The sequence below is a fragment of the Acinetobacter albensis genome, from assembly GCF_900095025.1.
GTDB lineage: Bacteria > Pseudomonadota > Gammaproteobacteria > Pseudomonadales > Moraxellaceae > Acinetobacter > Acinetobacter albensis.
This window is the reverse complement of sequence record NZ_FMBK01000008.1, coordinates 128845-146811: the sequence shown is the minus strand read 5'-3', so window position 1 is coordinate 146811 and position 17967 is coordinate 128845. Positions and strand designations below refer to the sequence as shown.

Genomic DNA, 17967 nt, shown 5'->3' with positions numbered 1-17967 from the left:
CACTCCGTTGGCTTTCATCCTCCAGAAAAAAACCAAGGCTTTTGCCTTGGTTTTTTATGTTGGATTTGAATGATTATTTATATAGCACTAAATTTCAATTTGACTGCCTAATTCGACCACACGATTGGGTGGAATTTGATAGAAATCACTGACTGGACTGGTATTGCGTTGCATAGAAATAAAGAGTTTTTCACGCCATGGTGATAAACCATCTCCAACGGTATGAATCAATCGATCACGAGAAATAAAGAAACTCATTTGCATCATATCGAATTCAAAGCCTAATTGTGTATACGCCCGTTCAAGTGCAAGGGGAATATTCGGCTGATCTTTAAATCCATAATACATCGAAATACGATAGAAACGCTGATCCAGTTGCTCAACTTCAAACCGTTCCTCTTCTGCCACATAGGGAATATCACGGGTAATCACTGTCACCATGATATTCAACTCATGCAATACTTTATTGTGTTTAATATTATGCAACATCGCATGCGGCACAATATTCGGTGTGCCCGTCAAAAAGATTGCAGCGCCTGGTACAAATTGCGTTTCATTGCTCATCCCTATACTTCTAATAAACAGATCAATCGGTAAAGCATCTTTTTCTAAACGAGCCAATACAATTTCCCGACCTGCTTTCCATGTCATTAAAATGGTATAAACCGCTGCGCCAATTAAAATGGGTACCCAGCCACCCGCTAGAATTTTGAGTGACGTAGACGCTACAAAAATCGCATCTAGCAGTAAAAATGGTATGGCAAACAATAAGACCTTCCATACAGGCCAACGCCAAAAACCATACGCCAGAAAAGAAATCAAAATCGTACCGCATAGCATGGTCATGGTCACAGCAACACCATAAGCACTGGCCAAATTCGCACTATTTTCGAATAACAAAATCAGGATAACCACTGAGATAAAGAGCACCCAATTAATGAAGGGCAAATAAATTTGTCCTTGCTCGACATCTGAAGTGTGATGCACGGTAAGACGAGGTAAATAGCGCAGTTGAATCGCCTGATTGGTCATTGAAAATACGCCCGTAATCACAGCCTGTGAGGCAATAACAGCAGCAGCAGTGGCCAAACCAATCATGGGAAATAATGCCCAATCGGGAACCAACATATAAAATGGATTTGCAATCGCTTCTGGATTACGTAGTAATAATGCACCCTGTCCTGCATAATTAATCAATAAACAAGGCAAAACGACAATAAACCATGCGAGACGAATGGGTAACCGACCAAAATGTCCCATATCTGCATATAAAGCCTCTCCTCCAGTCATGGTCAAAATGACCGCGCCCATGGTAAGAAAAGCCACATAAGGCTGATGAACCACAAAGTTGAAGGCCCAATGTGGACTCACCATTGTCAGTACAAAAGGTGTTTGGATAATGCTCCATAAACCCACTGCGCCAATAGACAAAAACCAGACCATGGTAATCGGACCAAAGAGTTTCCCCATAGTCGCTGTGCCATGTCGCTGTACCAGAAACAAACCAGCCAAAATACCAATCGCTAAAGGCATTAACCATTGATTAAACATTGGCGTTGCAATACTTAAGCCTTCAATCGCTGACAATACAGAAATGGCTGGTGTGATAATCCCATCGCCAAAGAATAAAGATGCGCCAATAAAGCCCAAAGCGATGAGGTAAATTTTTTTGTTCTCGGCAATACGCGATGTTCTGAGGTTTAATGCCAACAATGACATAATCCCGCCTTCACCGTTATTATCCGCACGCATAATGATAGTGACGTATTTAAAACTGATCGTGAGCATCATGCACCAAAAAATCAGTGATAAAATCCCAAGAACTGTAGCTTCTGTAATCGCAAGATGTGCGGTGAGAAAACATTGCCGAAGGGCATACAATGGGCTGGTACCAATGTCTCCGAACACCACCCCCAATGCTGCGAGAGTGATCACAGGTAAGGCAGCTTTTTTTGCAGGACTTTGCATATATCGTCTTCGTTTTTAGACACTATTTTTTCGCCATCATATCACCGAGAAAAAACTTTTGCTCTAAATCAATTGTTTCAACTTGGCAGAGTGGATTTTTTTCGTTATTATCGCGGCCAATTGGTGAGGTGTCCGAGTGGCTTAAGGAGCACGCCTGGAAAGTGTGTATACGTTTGCGCGTATCGAGGGTTCGAATCCCTCTCTCACCGCCAAGATTCATTCCAACGATGTCCAGTGGAATAGTAAAAGGCCTAAATTATAATGATTTAGGCCTTTTTTACGTCTAACACAATCGACTTCATCTGTTGCAATCTTGATATAGTTGGGGGTATAACTGGGGGTATAATCCATTACACCCATTTCGATCCTTTCAAATCTCTATGGGAAACGTTTAATGATTAAAGATGCTGCAATAAAACCAGCAAAAACATCAATATGAATAAAAATAGTAGAAAGCATGAATTTTTTTTAATACAGATGTGCAAGGCTTATACTAAATTTTATTTAAAAACCTCAATCAATAAAATTTCATAACAAGAATGAATCACCTTTAAAACAAGTGAACTACTTTTGTATATGGAAATCAGATGCTTGGGTTTAACTTTGGCTAAAGAGTGAGTATCTCAATGAATTCCTTAAAGAAGAAAAATAAAGCAAGTTTTGTATTTCTGATTATCACACTTTATTCTTTAATTGGATTTGGCTTAGGTTATATTATCTGGGAATATCTTTTGTAAAAGTCTAATCGTACTCCTCATCTTGGTGACATCTCAAAAATCCGACATCATTTACATCTAAAACAAAATATTTGATTTAAGTAGATGAAATTCGAGCAATACAATAGCTTTAAGCGACTTTTTCTCTTCGCCAGATTAAACATTAGTCTAGTATTTTCAATTTTAAAAACCACATTTTAAATTTGGTATAGGCAAATTACCCTTGTTTATATTAGCTTATAGCACGTACAAAACAATGCTGGAATGTACAGTACTTCTATAAGGAAAAATGATGAAAAACACACTTACGGCCCTCACCTTAAGCCTCGGTTTATTACTCCCCTTTTCAGCTTTTGCTAAAAATAATGTCGTTGTGGTCGCTACAGGTGGCACCATTGCCGGTGCAGGGGCCAGTTCAACCAACAGCGCAACCTATACTGCTGCTAAAGTTCCAGTAGATGATTTACTTAAAGCAGTACCTCAAATTCAAAATCTTGCCAATGTCACAGGTGTACAAGCACTTCAAGTTGCATCTGAAAGTATTACAGACAAAGAGCTACTGACCATTGCGCGTAAAGTAAATGAATTAGTCAAAAAACCAGAGATTAATGGTGTCGTAATTACGCATGGTACCGATACTTTAGAAGAAACTGCATTTTTCTTAAATTTGACCGTTCATACAGATAAACCTATTGTCGTGGTCGGTTCAATGCGCCCACCTTCTGCCTTGTCTGCTGATGGCCCTTTAAATTTATACAGTGCCGTTGCTTTGGCAGCAGCTGATAATGCCAAGGGCAAAGGTGTATTTGTGCTGATGAATGATGATATTTTTGCAGCACGCGATGTCACGAAAGCCGTTAATATCCACACCAATGGTTTTGCGAGTCAGTGGGGCGCTTTAGGCACATTGGTCGAGGGTAAACCTTATTGGTTTAGAAATGTCGCCAAACGCTTTAATAATGCATCTGAATTCAATATAGAAAATATTCAGGGAGATGCTCTGCCTTTGGTTCAAATTGTATATGGTTCAGGCAATATGATTCCTGATGCCTACACAGCCTATGCCAAAGCAGGTGCAAAAGCCATCATTCATGCAGGTACGGGCAATGGGTCGGTTGCAAAAAATATTGTGCCAACTTTAAATGAACTGCAAAAACAAGGCGTACAAATTATTCGCTCTTCACGTGTTGCACAAGGTTTTGTATTGAGAAATGCAGAACAGCCAGACGATAAATACAATTGGGTGGTTGCACACGATTTAAACCCTCAAAAAGCCAAATTACTGGCGGCACTTGCGCTGACCAAAACCAAAGATGCAAAAGAAATTCAGCGCATGTTTTGGGAATATTAATGTTCAAATCTGATTCATTGAAAGAAAGTATCTGAGGATACTTTCTTTTTTTATCAATTTAGAAAATATATCAATAGCATGTTGTTATCCGCTATTTAACAAACAGAAAAATAAAAATCGAAACCCGACCTACACGTCAAAAATAAATTTAAAAATCATTTCTATAAAAATCTAATCATTTCAAGATGAAATAAAATCAGAAAAAATATCATCAAGCCGTAATATTTGCATGCTAACAATCATAGGACAAGGCATTGAATCAAAATATAAAAGTGATTTGAACACATCGAAAAACTGCTAGTTAGGAGTAAAGATGAATACCAGCAATAATTATGTCAAACAAATTAAAAATGCTAAACGTGGCGGCTACACCCCTACACTTGCCAAAGATATCAACAAACATAAAATTCAAAAAGCAATTCGATTAATCGAGCAATGGCGAAAACTGGCCAATGAACTTAAACCTCAAATGCAAATTGATATGGCTTTAACGCTAGAAGAATGTGCACAGGATTTAGACCAAATTTTAAGAAAGAGATAACTCTGCGTATGCTTATCGTCGAAAATATTGTGCTACTTTAAGAATAGATAGCATGAAAATAAGCCTAGAAAATTCAATTGTTCAATTTTTGGCTTGCGTTTTTAACCAAATTCGCTATTATTCTCGCAACAACGCCGGCATAGCTCAGTTGGTAGAGCAACTGACTTGTAATCAGTAGGTCCACAGTTCGAATCCGTGTGCCGGCACCATGTTTTACTTAGCCTCACTTAATCGTGGGGCTTTGTTGTTTTTAAATGTTCAATTAAAAATAATGAAAATAACCTGATTATTCTGACAGATTTTTTTGGGCACAAATTTGCACGTATTGAATCAAACCATCTGTATACAGTGTATGACATAATTTTGCTGTCATCTGAATTTTAACTGCATCTAAATTTAAGGTATTTTGGGGAGATTGCTGAATATAGTCTGAAAATCCGTGTAAAACCTCATAAGATAAATCAACAATTTCAATCTCTTTGAAACCATAGTTTTGTATGGTTATTATCACTTCTGATTGAGACATTAAATAATCCAAATGTATATCAGCAGCTTTTAATAGCCATTTATATTTTTGCTTTTGCCCAGAGCTTAGCTTGAACCATTTTTCACTTAAGATTAAATAATGAAAACCCAACCGAGCATTTGAATTTAAAACAGTATTTACCGAATCAAGAAATGAATTTAAATTTGAGTGATAGGCTGCATCAATACACAACACCACATCAAAGTGATTGTTAAAAGAGATCTGATTTAAATTTAAAAAAGACTGACGATGAATGGCATGAATATGTGGAAGATAGGTTTGAATTTTATTCACGCAGGCTGTTTGCAACTCAACAGCTTCGATATATTCAATATGATAGTACTGTTGCCAAAACAGCAAACTGGCACCCTGCCCACAGCCTAAATCGAGCAGTTTATCTTGTGAACTAAGTTGCAGCGCTTGCGCCAAATGATCTGCCAATTGACGACAAGCTTCTGGATAGGATGATGTTGCATCATCCCAATAACCCAAATTGCTCCAAGGTAGTTCAGCATGATCTCCTAACTGTTTTGCATTAATTGCATATTTATGTTGGGAGAGTTGCTGCGTTATTGCTTGAAGCCATTGCATGAGGATTAGTAGCCAAGTTGTGGGGCAACTTCAACTTTAGGTTTTAATCCAACAAACGGCAAGGGTGCTTTGAAAATTTCAGCAATATGCATGGCCGAAGTCACTGCTGACTCTAAAATAGGTAAGCCATCGCATGACCATGAACCACAGTAGAAAACTTTACGATTGCTGTCTTTATGACGTTGTTGCAATTCTTTATTGAGCGCTACGGTATGTGAATCGACCACAGCACGCGTTAAAGTCACAGTCGAAATGACTTTCTTCGGATCAATATCAGTTACAGGTTGCCATGTTTGGAAAACCGCTGTTTTACCAACCAAGCTGGGTTCAACCGAGTTTAACCACACAGTAAACTGCTGACGGGTAAACTTACGATCCATCATATAACTAAGTACCGCCCAATCTTTACGCTTTGGTGGCATCACAGTTTGATCAGTATGAATCACCAATTTGCCTTGTTCAAATTTGAATTGTTTCAACAGCGCAATGTCATCTGCAAATTGTTGAGCATCTAAGAAATCTTCAATTTTATTGGTTGGCGTGGCGACAATAACACGATCAAAAATGCGTTTTTCACCCGCTGCATTGGCAACCAGAACACCTTCTTCTTGTTCTTGAACTTGGGTAATCGCAGCTCCGTTGTGAATTTCTATGCCTTCAATTAGTTTATCCACTAAGGCTGGCGTACCACCCTGAATACGCAGTAAAGCATCGCCATCGGTTAACTGGCGCAAGAAAATTAATAACGGTTTTGCAGGCCACTCACCTATGGTTTTAGGATTACAAGTACAAATGGTATATAACACTGGCATAACCGCACCGTGCCAAAAAACTTCTTCAATATCATTACGATTGATAAATTCGGCTAGGGTAATGTCTTGATCTTTTGATTTGAAAAATTTTGCGATGGCTGTTTTCAGTTGCAACATACCTTTAACCAAACGCCAACCGTACTGTTGAATCCCTTTACGATTGTTAATAATAGGAAAGTTGCCAATACGGCTACGCGAAGTGGTTAACCATGTTTCAGTACGATCTTCAAATAACCAGCTACAGGCCATATAAGTCCGTACTGGAAACGTTTGAATACCCAAGTAGGTGGCCAAACTTAAAGTATTTTTCCACAGATGCGGATTCATAACCCGTAAAGGTGCATCAATTAAACCATCTTCAAATTCAGTGCTGTGGCTATCCATACCACGCCCAGGTAGTGCTTCAAAAATGGTGATGCTATGTCCAGCATCCTTAAGAATTCTAGCGGTAGCTAGCCCAGCCATGCCACTACCAATAACTGCAATATCCAAAGTTATTATCCGTTAGTTACATATAATATTAATTAAATTATGAACCAAGACCAATTAAAAGGCGGTATTAAAATATTCCAGAATCCAGCTTTTTAACAAAAGTCATGACAAAAAAAATGAATTCTAAATAAAAAAATACCAGTCAATGTCTCCACTGACTGGTATAGCTTACATCAACGAATATCTTTTGATGTATTCAACAGCAAGAATGAAATGAGATATTATCCTGCAACAGGAATTTCTCCGAACTTGCCCTGATTAAAATCATTAAAGGCCTGCACAATTTCATCTTTGGTATTCATGACAAATGGCCCATAACCCTGAATAGGTTCATTCAGCGGTGCTCCGGTCAAAACGACAAATTGGCTATCTGTCGTGGCTTCGAGTTGAATATCAGACTCTCCATCCTGAGCAAACAGCACAATAGAACTGTCTTGAACCTTTTGCGTTCCATTCACTAATAGTTCACCAGACAACACCACCAGCAAAGTATTATGATCAATAGGCACATGAAGAGGATGCAAATGACCTGCTTTTAACTCACCATCCCAAACATTCACAGCACTAAAAGTGCTGGCTGGGCCATGATGATCTCTATATTCACCGGCAATGATACGCAGATAACCCGCATTCTCATCAAACTGAATGACAGGAATATCTTTGGCTTGAATCGCTTGATATTTTGGCGGAGTCATTTTGTCTTTGGCGGGTAAATTCACCCAAAACTGCACCATTTCAAGCAAACCACCTTGTTGCGCAAATTCTTCCGCATGAAACTCTTCATGCATTAAACCTGCACCTGCGGTCATCCACTGCACATCACCCGACTTGATTTGACCGCCACCGCCACTTGAGTCTTTATGGGACACCGCACCCTGATAAGCCAAAGTGACCGTTTCGAAGCCACGATGAGGATGTGAACCTACACCGCGCTGCGTGCTGGTTGGGCTAAAATGATACGGCGCCGCATAATCCAAAAGCAAAAAAGGACTAATCGCCTGTCCTAAACGGTCATAAGAAAACAGGTTTTTAACTGGAAAACCGTCTCCGACCCAATGCATATTTTGATTACGATAAATGCCCACTACTTTTTTCATTTCACAGCTCCTATCACTAGGAAATAATATGAGGTTATTTTAATCTTTTTAAAGCCTTTACCCTAGCTGAGTTATGATATACAGCGTCCCAACCATAGGATAGTCATGCATCATTTAGGTATTGATTCCATGAAAAATCCAGGCATATTGTCCTGGATTTTTAAAAAAAATTAATTTAAAAGTTAGATTAAATTTTTCCAATCAAATCAATTGAAGGGGCCAAAGTAGCATCGCCTTCTTTCCATTTTGCTGGACACACTTCACCTGGGTGTGCATGCACATATTGGGCTGCTTTTACTTTACGCAACAACTCTTGTGCATCACGGCCAACCCCTCCAGCATTCACTTCAATAATTTGGATTTTACCTTCTGGATCAATGACAAAAGTACCGCGGTCAGCCAAACCTTCTGCTTCAATCAGTACTTCAAAGTTTTTTGCCAAAGTCCATGTTGGATCACCAATCATTGGATATTGGATTTTTTTGATTTCGTCTGAACTATCATGCCAAGCCTTGTGGGTAAAATGAGTATCCGTTGACACTGAATAAATCTCTACACCCATTTTTTGGAATTCAGCATAATTGTCCGCTAAATCACCCAGTTCTGTTGGACACACAAAGGTAAAGTCGGCAGGATAGAAAAACACCACGGACCACTGACCTTGAAAGTTTTGTTCAGAGATGTCCTTGAACTCACCATTTTGATAGGCCGTTGCAGTAAAGGGTTTGATTTCAGTATTGATTAAACTCATGATAAATTCCTCTAGCTCGTTTCTGGGATTGCTTATGTTGTAAAACGAGAATACAAAAATTTTAAACATTGGTAAAACCGTAGTTTTTAATAAAAACAATTGAAAAAATAGATTTAATATTTCTATCATTCCGCTTTTTATCATCGTTAAACTCAATTCAAATTTAGGTTGACCAATATCTACTTGTTCTGTAAATTTTGTTTTTGAGTGGATAATTAAAATGACATTTCAGTTTCTTTTTGAACAATTCCAAGCCCTACCTTCTGGCTCTGACAGTTTTAAACAACTTAAAAATCAGTGTGAGCAGCACATCAAAATGGCAAATTCTGCTTTAGAACAGAGCGCCTTGTTTTTGATTTATGGTTTTGCAAAAAACTATGTCTTACTCTACGAAGATCAAGCCGTAACAGCAGAATTTTCTACGGCTGCGAAAACTCAATTATTAAACTACATGCAACAATTAAATACGGCACTTCAAACTCAAGATAAAGCACTGATTTTAGATAGCCTCAATCATGTCACTCAACACTATATGCTCAGTTCTCGAGTTTTCTGATTTAATCTATGGATGAATTACCATAAAATCTACACCTCATAAAAAACCCTTTGTTTTCACAAAGGGTTTAGAGGATATAAAACGTTTTTCAAATCAATTAAAATTTAACAAAACTATATCTTTAGGGTATCTCAGAATGGTAAATCATCATCTAAGTCACTCGGCGCAGTCGCCGCAGGTGCTGATTGAGGCTTAGGCTGAAAAGCCGCTGGGTTATTGTTGGCATAACCGCTTTGCTGACTGTTGTTAAAACCGCCTTGATTAGTTTGGTTGTTGTTATAACCCGAGTTGTTTGCACCACCCTGATTATTATTAAAACGAGGTTGATTATAACCGCCGTTATCCGCACTTTGTTCACTTTGCTGACGGTTGTTGCTGTCTAGCATTTGCATCTGTTCACCACGAATTTCTGTGGTGTAGCGCTCTTGACCGCTTTGATCTGTCCATTGGCGTGTACGCAATGAACCTTCAATATATACTTTAGAACCTTTACGTAGATATTGTTGTGCAATTTCACCTAAGCGATTATGCAATACAATACGGTGCCATTCCGTCTGTTCTTTGCGCTCACCCGTATTTTTATCTGTCCACGAATCGCTCGTTGCAATTGAAAACTGAGTAAGAGAACCACCATTTGGAAAAGTTTTGGTTTCAGGATCTTTTCCTAAAGTTCCCACTAAAATGACTTTATTAACACCACGCATCAGACGTATTCTTCCTATTTTATACTATGTTTTACTTTATAAGAGTTATGCTTAAATGGCTACCTCTTTACCTAACAACTGCGTTAAATCTTGTCGCGCAGCTTCATCTATGAGCTGTTTATCAATTTTAACATAAGCAAATTGCTGATCGGGCATTACCACAACTTCTTCAATACCACGAATTGCTAAAAGTTGAGAAGTCCATTCATCTGTTTGTTTACTCTCGGGTAAGGCCAAAACGAGCGATGAAAGGTAACGCGGTTGTACCAAACCAAAACTGATCAATAACCACAGCACAGCAATTGCCGTTAAAATGCCCCACCCCATTGAGGTATTATTCAACAACAGAAGCTGTCCGCCAATCATGCCGCCAAAAAAAGCCCCTAAAAACTGGCTACTGGCATTTACGCCCATCGCGGTGGCTTTAGATTGAATGGGTGCAGATTTGGACAACCAAGAAGGCAGCAAAGCTTCCATAACATTAAAGGCCACAAAAAATAGACCTAAACCCAGCAGTAAAATATATTTTGATTCAAAGCCAAAAATAAGAACCAGCAAACCTAAAACAATGCCAGCAATTGCAGTCAGAAAAATACCGCGCATTTGTCGATATTTTTCAGCCAAAATAATACTGGGAAATGCAAAAAATAAACTAATAATCAATAAAGGCAAATACACCCAACCATGACTGGCTAAAGGAATATCTGCCACTTGAATCAACTGCGATGGCATATAAATAAACATGGCGGTTAATAATAAATGTAAGGCAAAAACCGAAATATGTAGACGGTTTAAATCACCCATTTTGAGGACTTGTTTAAGTTGTTGAAGATAGCCTTGCTGATAATTTTTATGATGACGGGTTATTTTAGGAACTAAAAACAGCATCGAAATTGCAGCCAAGCCCATAATCGTGGTCACCCAAAATAGACCTGAAATACCGACTAGACTGGTAAGCCAAGGGCCAAGACTAAAAGCCAGCATAAAGGACACACCAATACTCATGCCCATAATCGCCATAGCTTTACTGCGTTGTTCTTCACGGGTCACGTCAGCCAAAAGTGCCATCACCACTGCAGAAACTGCACCACCTCCTGCAATTGCACGACCAATAATCACCCCATAAATGGTTTCGGACATTGCCGCAACTGCACCACCCAAGGCAAATAACAATAACCCAATAATCACCAAGGGCTTACGACTAAATCGGTCAGCAAGCAAACTAAAAGGAATTTGTAAAATCGCTTGGGTTAAACCATACACGCCTACAGCTAAACCAATCAAAGCGGGCGTTGCACCTTGATATGACTGCCCTGCCACGGAAAATACGGGAATAATCATGAACAAGCCCAGCATACGCAGTGCAAAAATACTGCTTAAGGCAAAGGTTGAACGGCGTTCTAAAGCATTCATCATATTAATTAGCTTAGCTGGATGGGTTTCATTTGGATGGTCTATGCTACAACATTCAAAGACCAGATGCTGATTTATTCCAAGTCAGGGTTGTATAAAAAAGGGCACATTTTCATGTGCCCGCTATTGTATCTATTTTTCTTAAATGACCATTAATCGAGGTGTTCTTGACGCTTACTATATTGAATAGACGCAATCACTGCCCAAACAATAAATGCCACCCCAATTAAACCTGTAACAACTTCAGGTATATGCAGACCTGCACCACTGGCAATCATAATGAAAGCAAGTGCGCCAATCGCATAATGTGCGCCATGTTCAAGGAAAATATAAGCATCCAATGTGCCTTGTTCTACCAAGTAAATTGTCATAGAACGCACAAACATCGCACCAATCGCTAAACCCAGCATAATGATCACGACGTCAGAGGTAATCGCGAATGCTCCAATGACACCATCAAAACTAAATGAGGCATCCAAGACTTCAAGATAAATAAAGCCGCCAATACCTGCTTTAATCACCCCTGTCGGCGCACCATTTGCATCATGACCTACTGCATTACCCTGTTCATCAACTTCAGGCTCTCCGCCCAATAAATGACTCAGTACTTGCACCCCAATGTAAACCACAATCCCCCAAATTCCCGCCATGGTTACGACCAAACGTGAAGCATCAGGTACATTAGATGCCATGATTAATAACGCAACCAACGCCAAAAATACCGACATTGCGGGTACATTTGCTAAATTCGACAAACGGCGCTCTAACCATCGGAACCAATGGGTATCTTTTTCTGCATCCAAGAAAAAATTTAAGAAGACCAAAAGTAAGAATGAACCACCAAAAGCTGCAATTTCTGCATGATGTGCCATGAGTTTTGCTGAATATTCAATTGGATTATTCAACGCCATTTTTACGACGTCTAGCATACCCATGTCAGCAGTTACTGCGACAATCACAATAGGGAAGACCAAACGCATCCCAAATACCGCAATCACAATACCGACAGTTAAGAAAATCATTTTCCAAAAATGATCCCAACCGCGGAGAACTGAAGCATTAACGACAGCATTGTCAAAAGAAAGTGACACTTCCATCACCGCTAAAATAGTGGTGATCGTGAGTGCCGTAAGCATGGTTTTTATTCCTGCTTCTGGTCCATGGCTGTAGCCCCAGTAGGCAGAAATAGCCAAACACACGATCGTAAAAAAGATTGAGAAACCAAAATGTTTCATCATGGTGGATCGACCTATAGAAAATATTGATATCGAGTGAGTTCGATAATGCTAATAAAAGCAGTTAAATGAGATGGGCACAATTATGACGACTTTTTTAGATTTAGCCAAAGTTCTTCGTATGATTTTTTTGAATTCAGTCGCACAGGCGTTCTGCTACATATCTTCTTATTCAGACTCTTGCTATAGTCATGCGCTTGTTAAATTTTCTTTCGAATATGAATAGGATCACGACATGCATTTTTCCCAAGCTCTTTGGCAGCGAAATTTAGCATTGTATGAACGCACGCTTGCTTTGCCTTTTAATCAAGAATTGGCGCAAGGGACATTAAATAAAGATATTTTTTGTCATTATGTGATTCAAGATGCACATTATTTATTGGCCTATGGTCGTGCCTTAGCTGTCTGTGCGGCAAAAGCTTTTGATGCGGATGACGTTATTCAATTTTCTGAAGCCGCAAAAATTGCGATTGTGGTTGAACGCAGTTTACACCATGACTTTATGCAAGACTTTGCAATTTCTAAGACACAATTTGAACATACACCGCTGACTTTGGCCTGCCACCATTACACCTCATTTTTAACCGCAACGGCATGGTCTGAGAGCTATCCTGTAGTGTTGGCATCGTTACTGCCTTGTTTTTGGATTTATGCTGAAATTGGCAAAGCGATTGTCAACAATTCTGTTCCCGATAATCCTTATCAAGCGTGGATTGATACCTATGCGGGTGAAGAATTTAATCAAGCTGTACGTAATGTCATCGCGACGATAGACAAAGTTGCCGCAGGTTGTGATGCGGATACGCTTGAAAAAATGCATCAGGCATATACACGTGGTGCGGAACTGGAATGGTTATTTTGGGATGGCGCTTATCATCAAAGACAGTGGTCAGGTTTGGATCATGAAGTAAAATGATTATTTTTTGGCGACGCCTCGCAGCTATGATATGAATTAAAATAGCGCATGGGTTACTTTGGTTTCACCCTGAGAAGTATTGCTTCGCGAGGACAAAAACCTTTGTCCTTCGCAAAACGCGCCAAGCACTCGAAGATATCAAATTTATCGCAAAAAATTATTGATTCAATCTTGTGCTGTATCCACCTTATGCCTTGAACAGTTGCCAATAGATTTTCCGCAATAATCAATATTTTTGATGCTTTAATTTTTGCTTATTCAATGATTATTGCTGAAACATTTGCCAGCCATAAATTAGACTTGCAGCAGCCACAATCCAGCACAGCGTCGCAATACCCAAACACCACCACATCGACATTTTCGTTGCCAATATATAGACCATCAATAAATAAAAGGCATAAGGAATGAGTGACCACAAACCAAATAATGCCGTTTTACGTAATGCCTCTGCCCCCTGCTGCTGTGACACAATCACATGTGCAATCAAGGCAAAAGTAGGAAATAAAGGCACCAGTCCAGCAATATAGAACGCTTTACTTTTGGATAAAACCGAAATCAGCAGCACCACTGCCGCACCCAGTGTACATTTTAAAAATAAGGCCAGCATCGTCCTTTATCCATCCGCACCATCATGAATACTTGAATTGAGACCACCACAGAACCGTTCATTTACACAATATTTATCAAAATTAAAGCCAGTAATGCAGGCAATGCTTGAATATATAAAATTTTTCGACTGGCCGTGATCGCTCCATATATTCCTGCAATCAGAACACAACCCAAAAAGAAATTGGCCAATTGAATGGCAAAAGGTGCAGATGCAAAGAGTGACCAAATCAAGCCTGCAGCTAGAAAACCATTATAGAGCCCTTGATTTTGAGCCAAAACTTTGGTGAGTTTTGCTTTTTCAGGACTATTGCCAAAAGCTTTTAAACCGCTCGGCTTTTCCCACAGAAACATTTCTAAAACTAAAAAATACACATGTAGTAAAGCAATGATTGCAATTAAACATTGAGCAATGATCATAAATTGTTCCTGCTTAGATGAAGGTCTGTTGGCATTTTGTCTATACCTGTGACATCGCATGTTTTTTATCAGATAGACGAGGTATATTCATTTTATTCCCTATCTACTTGTACTTATTTTGCTGAATAAAATAAAGTTCATTTTGCAAAAATATTTTTTTAAAACAATCCGACATAATTTGTCGTGAAAAAACGTTTTTATCCCACTTGAACAAAATTAAATCGCTATCATATATACCCTTCAATTTGCACATTACCGAGATGTTTTATGAGTCAAAGTCATATCCGTATTCGAGGCGCACGTACCCATAACTTAAAAAATGTGTCACTCGATATTCCACGAGATAAGTTCGTGGTCATTACGGGACTCTCAGGCTCTGGTAAATCTTCCCTTGCCTTTGATACGTTATATGCCGAAGGTCAGCGCCGTTATGTCGAATCGCTATCTGCCTATGCACGCCAATTTTTGTCACAAATGGAAAAACCTGAAGTAGACTCAATTGAAGGTTTAAGCCCTGCGATTGCAATTGAACAAAAATCAACCAGTCACAATCCGCGCTCTACAGTTGGTACAATTACAGAGATTTATGATTACTTGCGTCTTTTATATGCACGTGTCGGAACACCGTATTGTCCTGAGCATGATTTACCTATGGTGGCACAGACCGTGTCAGAAATGGTAGATGCGGTAAAAGCATTAGAAGAAGGCACTGCCCTGATGTTACTTGCGCCCGTGGTGCGAGAACGTAAAGGCGAATACACACATTTGTTTGAACAATTGCAAAGCCAAGGTTTTGTACGAGCCCGTGTTGATGGTCAAGTGATTGATATTGATACGCCACCTGAACTGGATAAAAAGAAAAAACACACCATTGAAGTGGTGGTTGACCGTTTTAAAGTGCGTGATGATTTAGGCAATCGTATTGCAGAATCATTTGAAACAGCTCTGCGCTTAGGCAGTGATATTGCGGTATTGGCGTGGATGAATGCTGAACATCCTGAACGGGTATTTTCTGCAAAACATTCTTGTCCAGAATGTGATCGTGCTGTGGCCGAACTTGAACCTCGTTTGTTCTCATTTAACAACCCGTTTGGCGCATGCCCAGTTTGTGATGGTTTAGGAACACGTAGTCATTTCAGTTCTGAAAAACTCATTCCAAATAACGAGGTTTCGATTAGCCAAGGCGCAATTCGTGGTTGGGATAGACAGCGTCCTTATTACTACAGCATGATTGAAAAAGTCGCCGCTCACTTTGGTTTTTCTTTAGATACGCCTTGGAATGAACTGGATGCTGATACCAAAAAGAAATTTCTTTATGGTACAGGGAAAGACAAAGTCGATTTAAGCTATGTTGATGAACGTGGTCGTAAACACAATAGAGTGCAACCTTTTGAAGGGATTCTGCCGCATTTAGAACGTCGTTATCGTGAGACTGAAAGTAATTATGTACGCGACGATTTAGCCCAATATTTATCTAATGCTGCATGTGATGCCTGCGATGGATCACGTCTGAATGAAATTTCACGCCATGTGCGTGTCAAAGATAAAACCATTGCCCAAATCACTAAGATGTCGATTGGCGATGCCGAAAACTATTATCAAAATTTGAACCTTGAAGGTGCAAAAGGTGAAATTGCCGATAAAATTTTTAAAGAAATCCGTGAACGCTTACACTTTTTAGTTTCTGTCGGTTTAAATTATTTAAGTCTATCTCGTTCTGCCGAAACCCTCTCAGGCGGTGAAGCACAGCGTATTCGTTTAGCATCACAAATTGGTGCAGGCCTCATGGGCGTCATGTATGTGCTTGATGAACCGTCCATTGGTTTACATCAACGTGACAATGATCGTTTACTTGAAACCTTAGTGCGTTTACGCGACTTAGGAAATACCGTGCTTGTGGTTGAGCATGATGAAGATGCCATTCGTGCAGCCGACCATATTATTGATATTGGACCGGGTGCAGGCATCCATGGCGGGCATATTATTGCTGAAGGTACTTATGAAGAGATTTTAGCCAATCCTGAGTCGCTCACTGGACAATATTTATCCGGCAAACTCAAAATTGAAGTGCCGAAGCAACGTGTTCAGCCACCTAAACCGGATGAACAACTTAAATTAATGGGCGCTGCGGGTCATAATTTACAGAACGTTGATTTAACCATTCCTCTAGGCGTCATGACCTGTGTTACGGGCGTTTCAGGTTCAGGTAAATCGACTTTAATTAATCGTACTTTATTGCCCTTAGCAGCAACCCAATTAAACGGTGCAACCACATTAACGGCAGAAAAATTTGATTCGATTGATGGCTTACAGTTCTTAGATAAAGTCGTCGATATTGACCAAAGTCCGATTGGACGTACGCCACGTTCCAATCCTGCCACCTATACGGGTTTATTTACGCCTATTCGTGAACTTTTTGCACAAACCCCTGAAGCCAAAGCACGTGGTTATGCAGCAGGTCGTTTCTCATTCAACGTCAAAGGCGGTCGCTGTGAAGCCTGTGAAGGTGACGGAATGATTAAAGTGGCCATGCATTTCTTACCCGATATGTATGTACCATGTGATAACTGTCATGGTGCACGTTATAATCGTGAAACCTTAGAAGTTGGCTATAAAGGCAAGAATATTTCTGATGTTTTAGGAATGACCGTTGAAGATGCTATGCATTTCTTTGAAGCGATTCCTGTGATTCATCGCCGTCTCGAAACCTTACATCAGGTCGGCTTAAGTTACATTCGTTTAGGCCAATCTGCCACCACATTATCTGGTGGTGAAGCACAGCGCGTGAAATTAGCACGTGAGTTGGCGAAGCGTGATACGGGTAAAACTTTATATATATTGGATGAACCAACTACAGGTCTGCATTTCCATGATATTGCGAAATTGCTGGATATTCTGCATCAGCTGCGCAATAAGGGAAATACCATTATTGTGATTGAGCATAATTTGGATGTCATTAAAACTGCTGATTGGGTGGTTGATTTAGGCCCAGAAGGCGGTGCTGGCGGTGGGATGATTATTGCCGAAGGGACACCTGAACACGTTGCGAAATCGAAAGTTTCTCATACAGCGAAGTTCTTAAAAATGATGTTGAAGTAAGCTTTAAATTATAAAAGTTACATATTAAAACGGTGATTTATTCACCGTTTTTTATTTAGGAAAATTATGCATTTTTTCAGAAGAAAGGCTGATCTATTTGTTTTAACATTTAAAAACTACTTTAAGCAAGATTAAGAAACTGCATGATGCGCACGACTCAGCTCATTAAATAG

16 protein-coding genes and 2 tRNA genes are annotated in these 17967 nt (G+C 39.6%); 8 read left to right on the top strand and 10 right to left on the bottom strand.

The window, feature by feature from the left end; all coding sequences use genetic code 11:
- Nucleotides 1–87: 87 nt before the first annotated feature.
- Entirely contained in the window at nucleotides 88–1968 is a 1881-nt protein-coding gene (locus GA0116959_RS08260; RefSeq protein ID WP_053579323.1) for a potassium transporter Kup, read from the bottom strand.
- Between the two features lie 122 nt (nucleotides 1969–2090).
- Between GA0116959_RS08260 and GA0116959_RS08255 the strand changes: the two genes are divergently transcribed.
- The 5 genes from GA0116959_RS08255 (at nucleotide 2091) to GA0116959_RS08235 (ending at nucleotide 4785) form a co-directional block, all read left to right on the top strand.
- Nucleotides 2091–2180: transfer RNA gene (locus GA0116959_RS08255), tRNA-Ser, on the top strand.
- Between the two features lie 414 nt (nucleotides 2181–2594).
- Nucleotides 2595–2705, top strand: coding sequence for a hypothetical protein (locus tag GA0116959_RS08250; RefSeq protein ID WP_092720130.1), 111 nt, complete (start codon nucleotides 2595–2597; stop codon nucleotides 2703–2705).
- Nucleotides 2706–2976: 271 nt separating this feature from the next.
- Nucleotides 2977–4035, top strand: coding sequence for an asparaginase (locus GA0116959_RS08245; RefSeq protein WP_081405753.1), 1059 nt, complete (start codon nucleotides 2977–2979; stop codon nucleotides 4033–4035).
- A 313-nt stretch (nucleotides 4036–4348) separates the two neighbouring features.
- Complete coding sequence (locus tag GA0116959_RS08240; protein ID WP_053579318.1) at nucleotides 4349–4576, top strand: hypothetical protein; 228 nt, start codon at nucleotides 4349–4351, stop codon at nucleotides 4574–4576.
- Between the two features lie 133 nt (nucleotides 4577–4709).
- Nucleotides 4710–4785 (top strand) — tRNA-Thr (locus GA0116959_RS08235).
- Between the two features lie 77 nt (nucleotides 4786–4862).
- Here the strand turns inward: GA0116959_RS08235 and GA0116959_RS08230 are convergent.
- From GA0116959_RS08230 to ahpC, 4 genes are all read right to left on the bottom strand, one after another.
- Nucleotides 4863–5693, bottom strand: a complete 831-nt coding sequence (locus GA0116959_RS08230) for an SAM-dependent methyltransferase (protein WP_092720127.1) — start codon at nucleotides 5691–5693, stop codon at nucleotides 4863–4865.
- A 5-nt stretch (nucleotides 5694–5698) separates the two neighbouring features.
- On the bottom strand, nucleotides 5699–6997 hold the full coding sequence (locus tag GA0116959_RS08225) for an FAD-dependent oxidoreductase (RefSeq protein ID WP_141684228.1): 1299 nt from the start codon (nucleotides 6995–6997) through the stop codon (nucleotides 5699–5701).
- Between the two features lie 221 nt (nucleotides 6998–7218).
- Nucleotides 7219–8094 (bottom strand): pirin family protein, encoded by an 876-nt coding sequence (locus tag GA0116959_RS08220; protein WP_092720125.1) that lies wholly within the window; start codon nucleotides 8092–8094, stop codon nucleotides 7219–7221.
- Nucleotides 8095–8281: 187 nt separating this feature from the next.
- On the bottom strand, nucleotides 8282–8845 hold the full coding sequence (gene ahpC, locus GA0116959_RS08215; RefSeq protein WP_092720123.1) for an alkyl hydroperoxide reductase subunit C: 564 nt from the start codon (nucleotides 8843–8845) through the stop codon (nucleotides 8282–8284).
- A gap of 220 nt (nucleotides 8846–9065) precedes the next feature.
- Between ahpC and GA0116959_RS08210 the strand changes: the two genes are divergently transcribed.
- Nucleotides 9066–9401, top strand: a complete 336-nt coding sequence (locus tag GA0116959_RS08210; RefSeq protein ID WP_092720122.1) for a hypothetical protein — start codon at nucleotides 9066–9068, stop codon at nucleotides 9399–9401.
- A gap of 131 nt (nucleotides 9402–9532) precedes the next feature.
- Here the strand turns inward: GA0116959_RS08210 and ssb are convergent, their stop codons facing one another.
- The 3 genes from ssb to GA0116959_RS08195 form a co-directional block, all read right to left on the bottom strand.
- Complete coding sequence (gene ssb, locus GA0116959_RS08205) at nucleotides 9533–10105, bottom strand: single-stranded DNA-binding protein (RefSeq protein ID WP_092720120.1); 573 nt, start codon at nucleotides 10103–10105, stop codon at nucleotides 9533–9535.
- Between the two features lie 51 nt (nucleotides 10106–10156).
- Entirely contained in the window at nucleotides 10157–11521 is a 1365-nt protein-coding gene (locus GA0116959_RS08200; RefSeq protein ID WP_053579295.1) for an MFS transporter, read from the bottom strand.
- A gap of 149 nt (nucleotides 11522–11670) precedes the next feature.
- Entirely contained in the window at nucleotides 11671–12756 is a 1086-nt protein-coding gene (locus tag GA0116959_RS08195; RefSeq protein WP_092720118.1) for a DUF475 domain-containing protein, read from the bottom strand.
- A gap of 232 nt (nucleotides 12757–12988) precedes the next feature.
- Here GA0116959_RS08195 and tenA point away from each other — a divergent pair, with 232 nt between their 5' ends.
- Complete coding sequence (gene tenA / locus GA0116959_RS08190) at nucleotides 12989–13669, top strand: thiaminase II (protein ID WP_092720116.1); 681 nt, start codon at nucleotides 12989–12991, stop codon at nucleotides 13667–13669.
- A gap of 265 nt (nucleotides 13670–13934) precedes the next feature.
- Here tenA and GA0116959_RS08185 read toward each other — a convergent pair whose 3' ends face one another.
- Together GA0116959_RS08185 and GA0116959_RS08180 are read right to left on the bottom strand one after the other, a co-directional pair.
- A complete protein-coding gene (locus tag GA0116959_RS08185; RefSeq protein ID WP_092720114.1) occupies nucleotides 13935–14276 on the bottom strand; it encodes a GlpM family protein in 342 nt (113 codons plus the stop codon).
- A gap of 62 nt (nucleotides 14277–14338) precedes the next feature.
- Nucleotides 14339–14692 carry a DUF1304 domain-containing protein gene (locus tag GA0116959_RS08180; protein ID WP_092720189.1) on the bottom strand — a complete coding sequence of 118 codons (354 nt, stop codon included), beginning with the start codon at nucleotides 14690–14692 and terminating at the stop codon, nucleotides 14339–14341.
- Between the two features lie 270 nt (nucleotides 14693–14962).
- Between GA0116959_RS08180 and uvrA the strand changes: the two genes are divergently transcribed.
- Nucleotides 14963–17794 (top strand): excinuclease ABC subunit UvrA, encoded by a 2832-nt coding sequence (gene uvrA, locus GA0116959_RS08175; RefSeq protein WP_092720112.1) that lies wholly within the window; start codon nucleotides 14963–14965, stop codon nucleotides 17792–17794.
- Nucleotides 17795–17967: the final 173 nt, after the last annotated feature.

Bases quoted from the DNA above. Each gene is read 5' to 3' on its own strand.
- GA0116959_RS08260 (WP_053579323.1), bottom strand. From the start codon at position 1,968: ATGCAAAGTCCTGCAAAAAAAGCTGCCTTACCTGTGATCACTCTCGCA.
- GA0116959_RS08250 (WP_092720130.1), top strand. From the start codon at position 2,595: ATGAATTCCTTAAAGAAGAAAAATAAAGCAAGTTTTGTATTTCTGATT.
- GA0116959_RS08245 (WP_081405753.1), top strand. From the start codon at position 2,977: ATGAAAAACACACTTACGGCCCTCACCTTAAGCCTCGGTTTATTACTC.
- GA0116959_RS08240 (WP_053579318.1), top strand. From the start codon at position 4,349: ATGAATACCAGCAATAATTATGTCAAACAAATTAAAAATGCTAAACGT.
- GA0116959_RS08230 (WP_092720127.1), bottom strand. From the start codon at position 5,693: ATGCAATGGCTTCAAGCAATAACGCAGCAACTCTCCCAACATAAATAT.
- GA0116959_RS08220 (WP_092720125.1), bottom strand. From the start codon at position 8,094: ATGAAAAAAGTAGTGGGCATTTATCGTAATCAAAATATGCATTGGGTC.
- ahpC (WP_092720123.1), bottom strand. From the start codon at position 8,845: ATGAGTTTAATCAATACTGAAATCAAACCCTTTACTGCAACGGCCTAT.
- GA0116959_RS08210 (WP_092720122.1), top strand. From the start codon at position 9,066: ATGACATTTCAGTTTCTTTTTGAACAATTCCAAGCCCTACCTTCTGGC.
- ssb (WP_092720120.1), bottom strand. From the start codon at position 10,105: ATGCGTGGTGTTAATAAAGTCATTTTAGTGGGAACTTTAGGAAAAGAT.
- GA0116959_RS08200 (WP_053579295.1), bottom strand. From the start codon at position 11,521: ATGATGAATGCTTTAGAACGCCGTTCAACCTTTGCCTTAAGCAGTATT.
- GA0116959_RS08195 (WP_092720118.1), bottom strand. From the start codon at position 12,756: ATGATGAAACATTTTGGTTTCTCAATCTTTTTTACGATCGTGTGTTTG.
- tenA (WP_092720116.1), top strand. From the start codon at position 12,989: ATGCATTTTTCCCAAGCTCTTTGGCAGCGAAATTTAGCATTGTATGAA.
- GA0116959_RS08185 (WP_092720114.1), bottom strand. From the start codon at position 14,276: ATGCTGGCCTTATTTTTAAAATGTACACTGGGTGCGGCAGTGGTGCTG.
- uvrA (WP_092720112.1), top strand. From the start codon at position 14,963: ATGAGTCAAAGTCATATCCGTATTCGAGGCGCACGTACCCATAACTTA.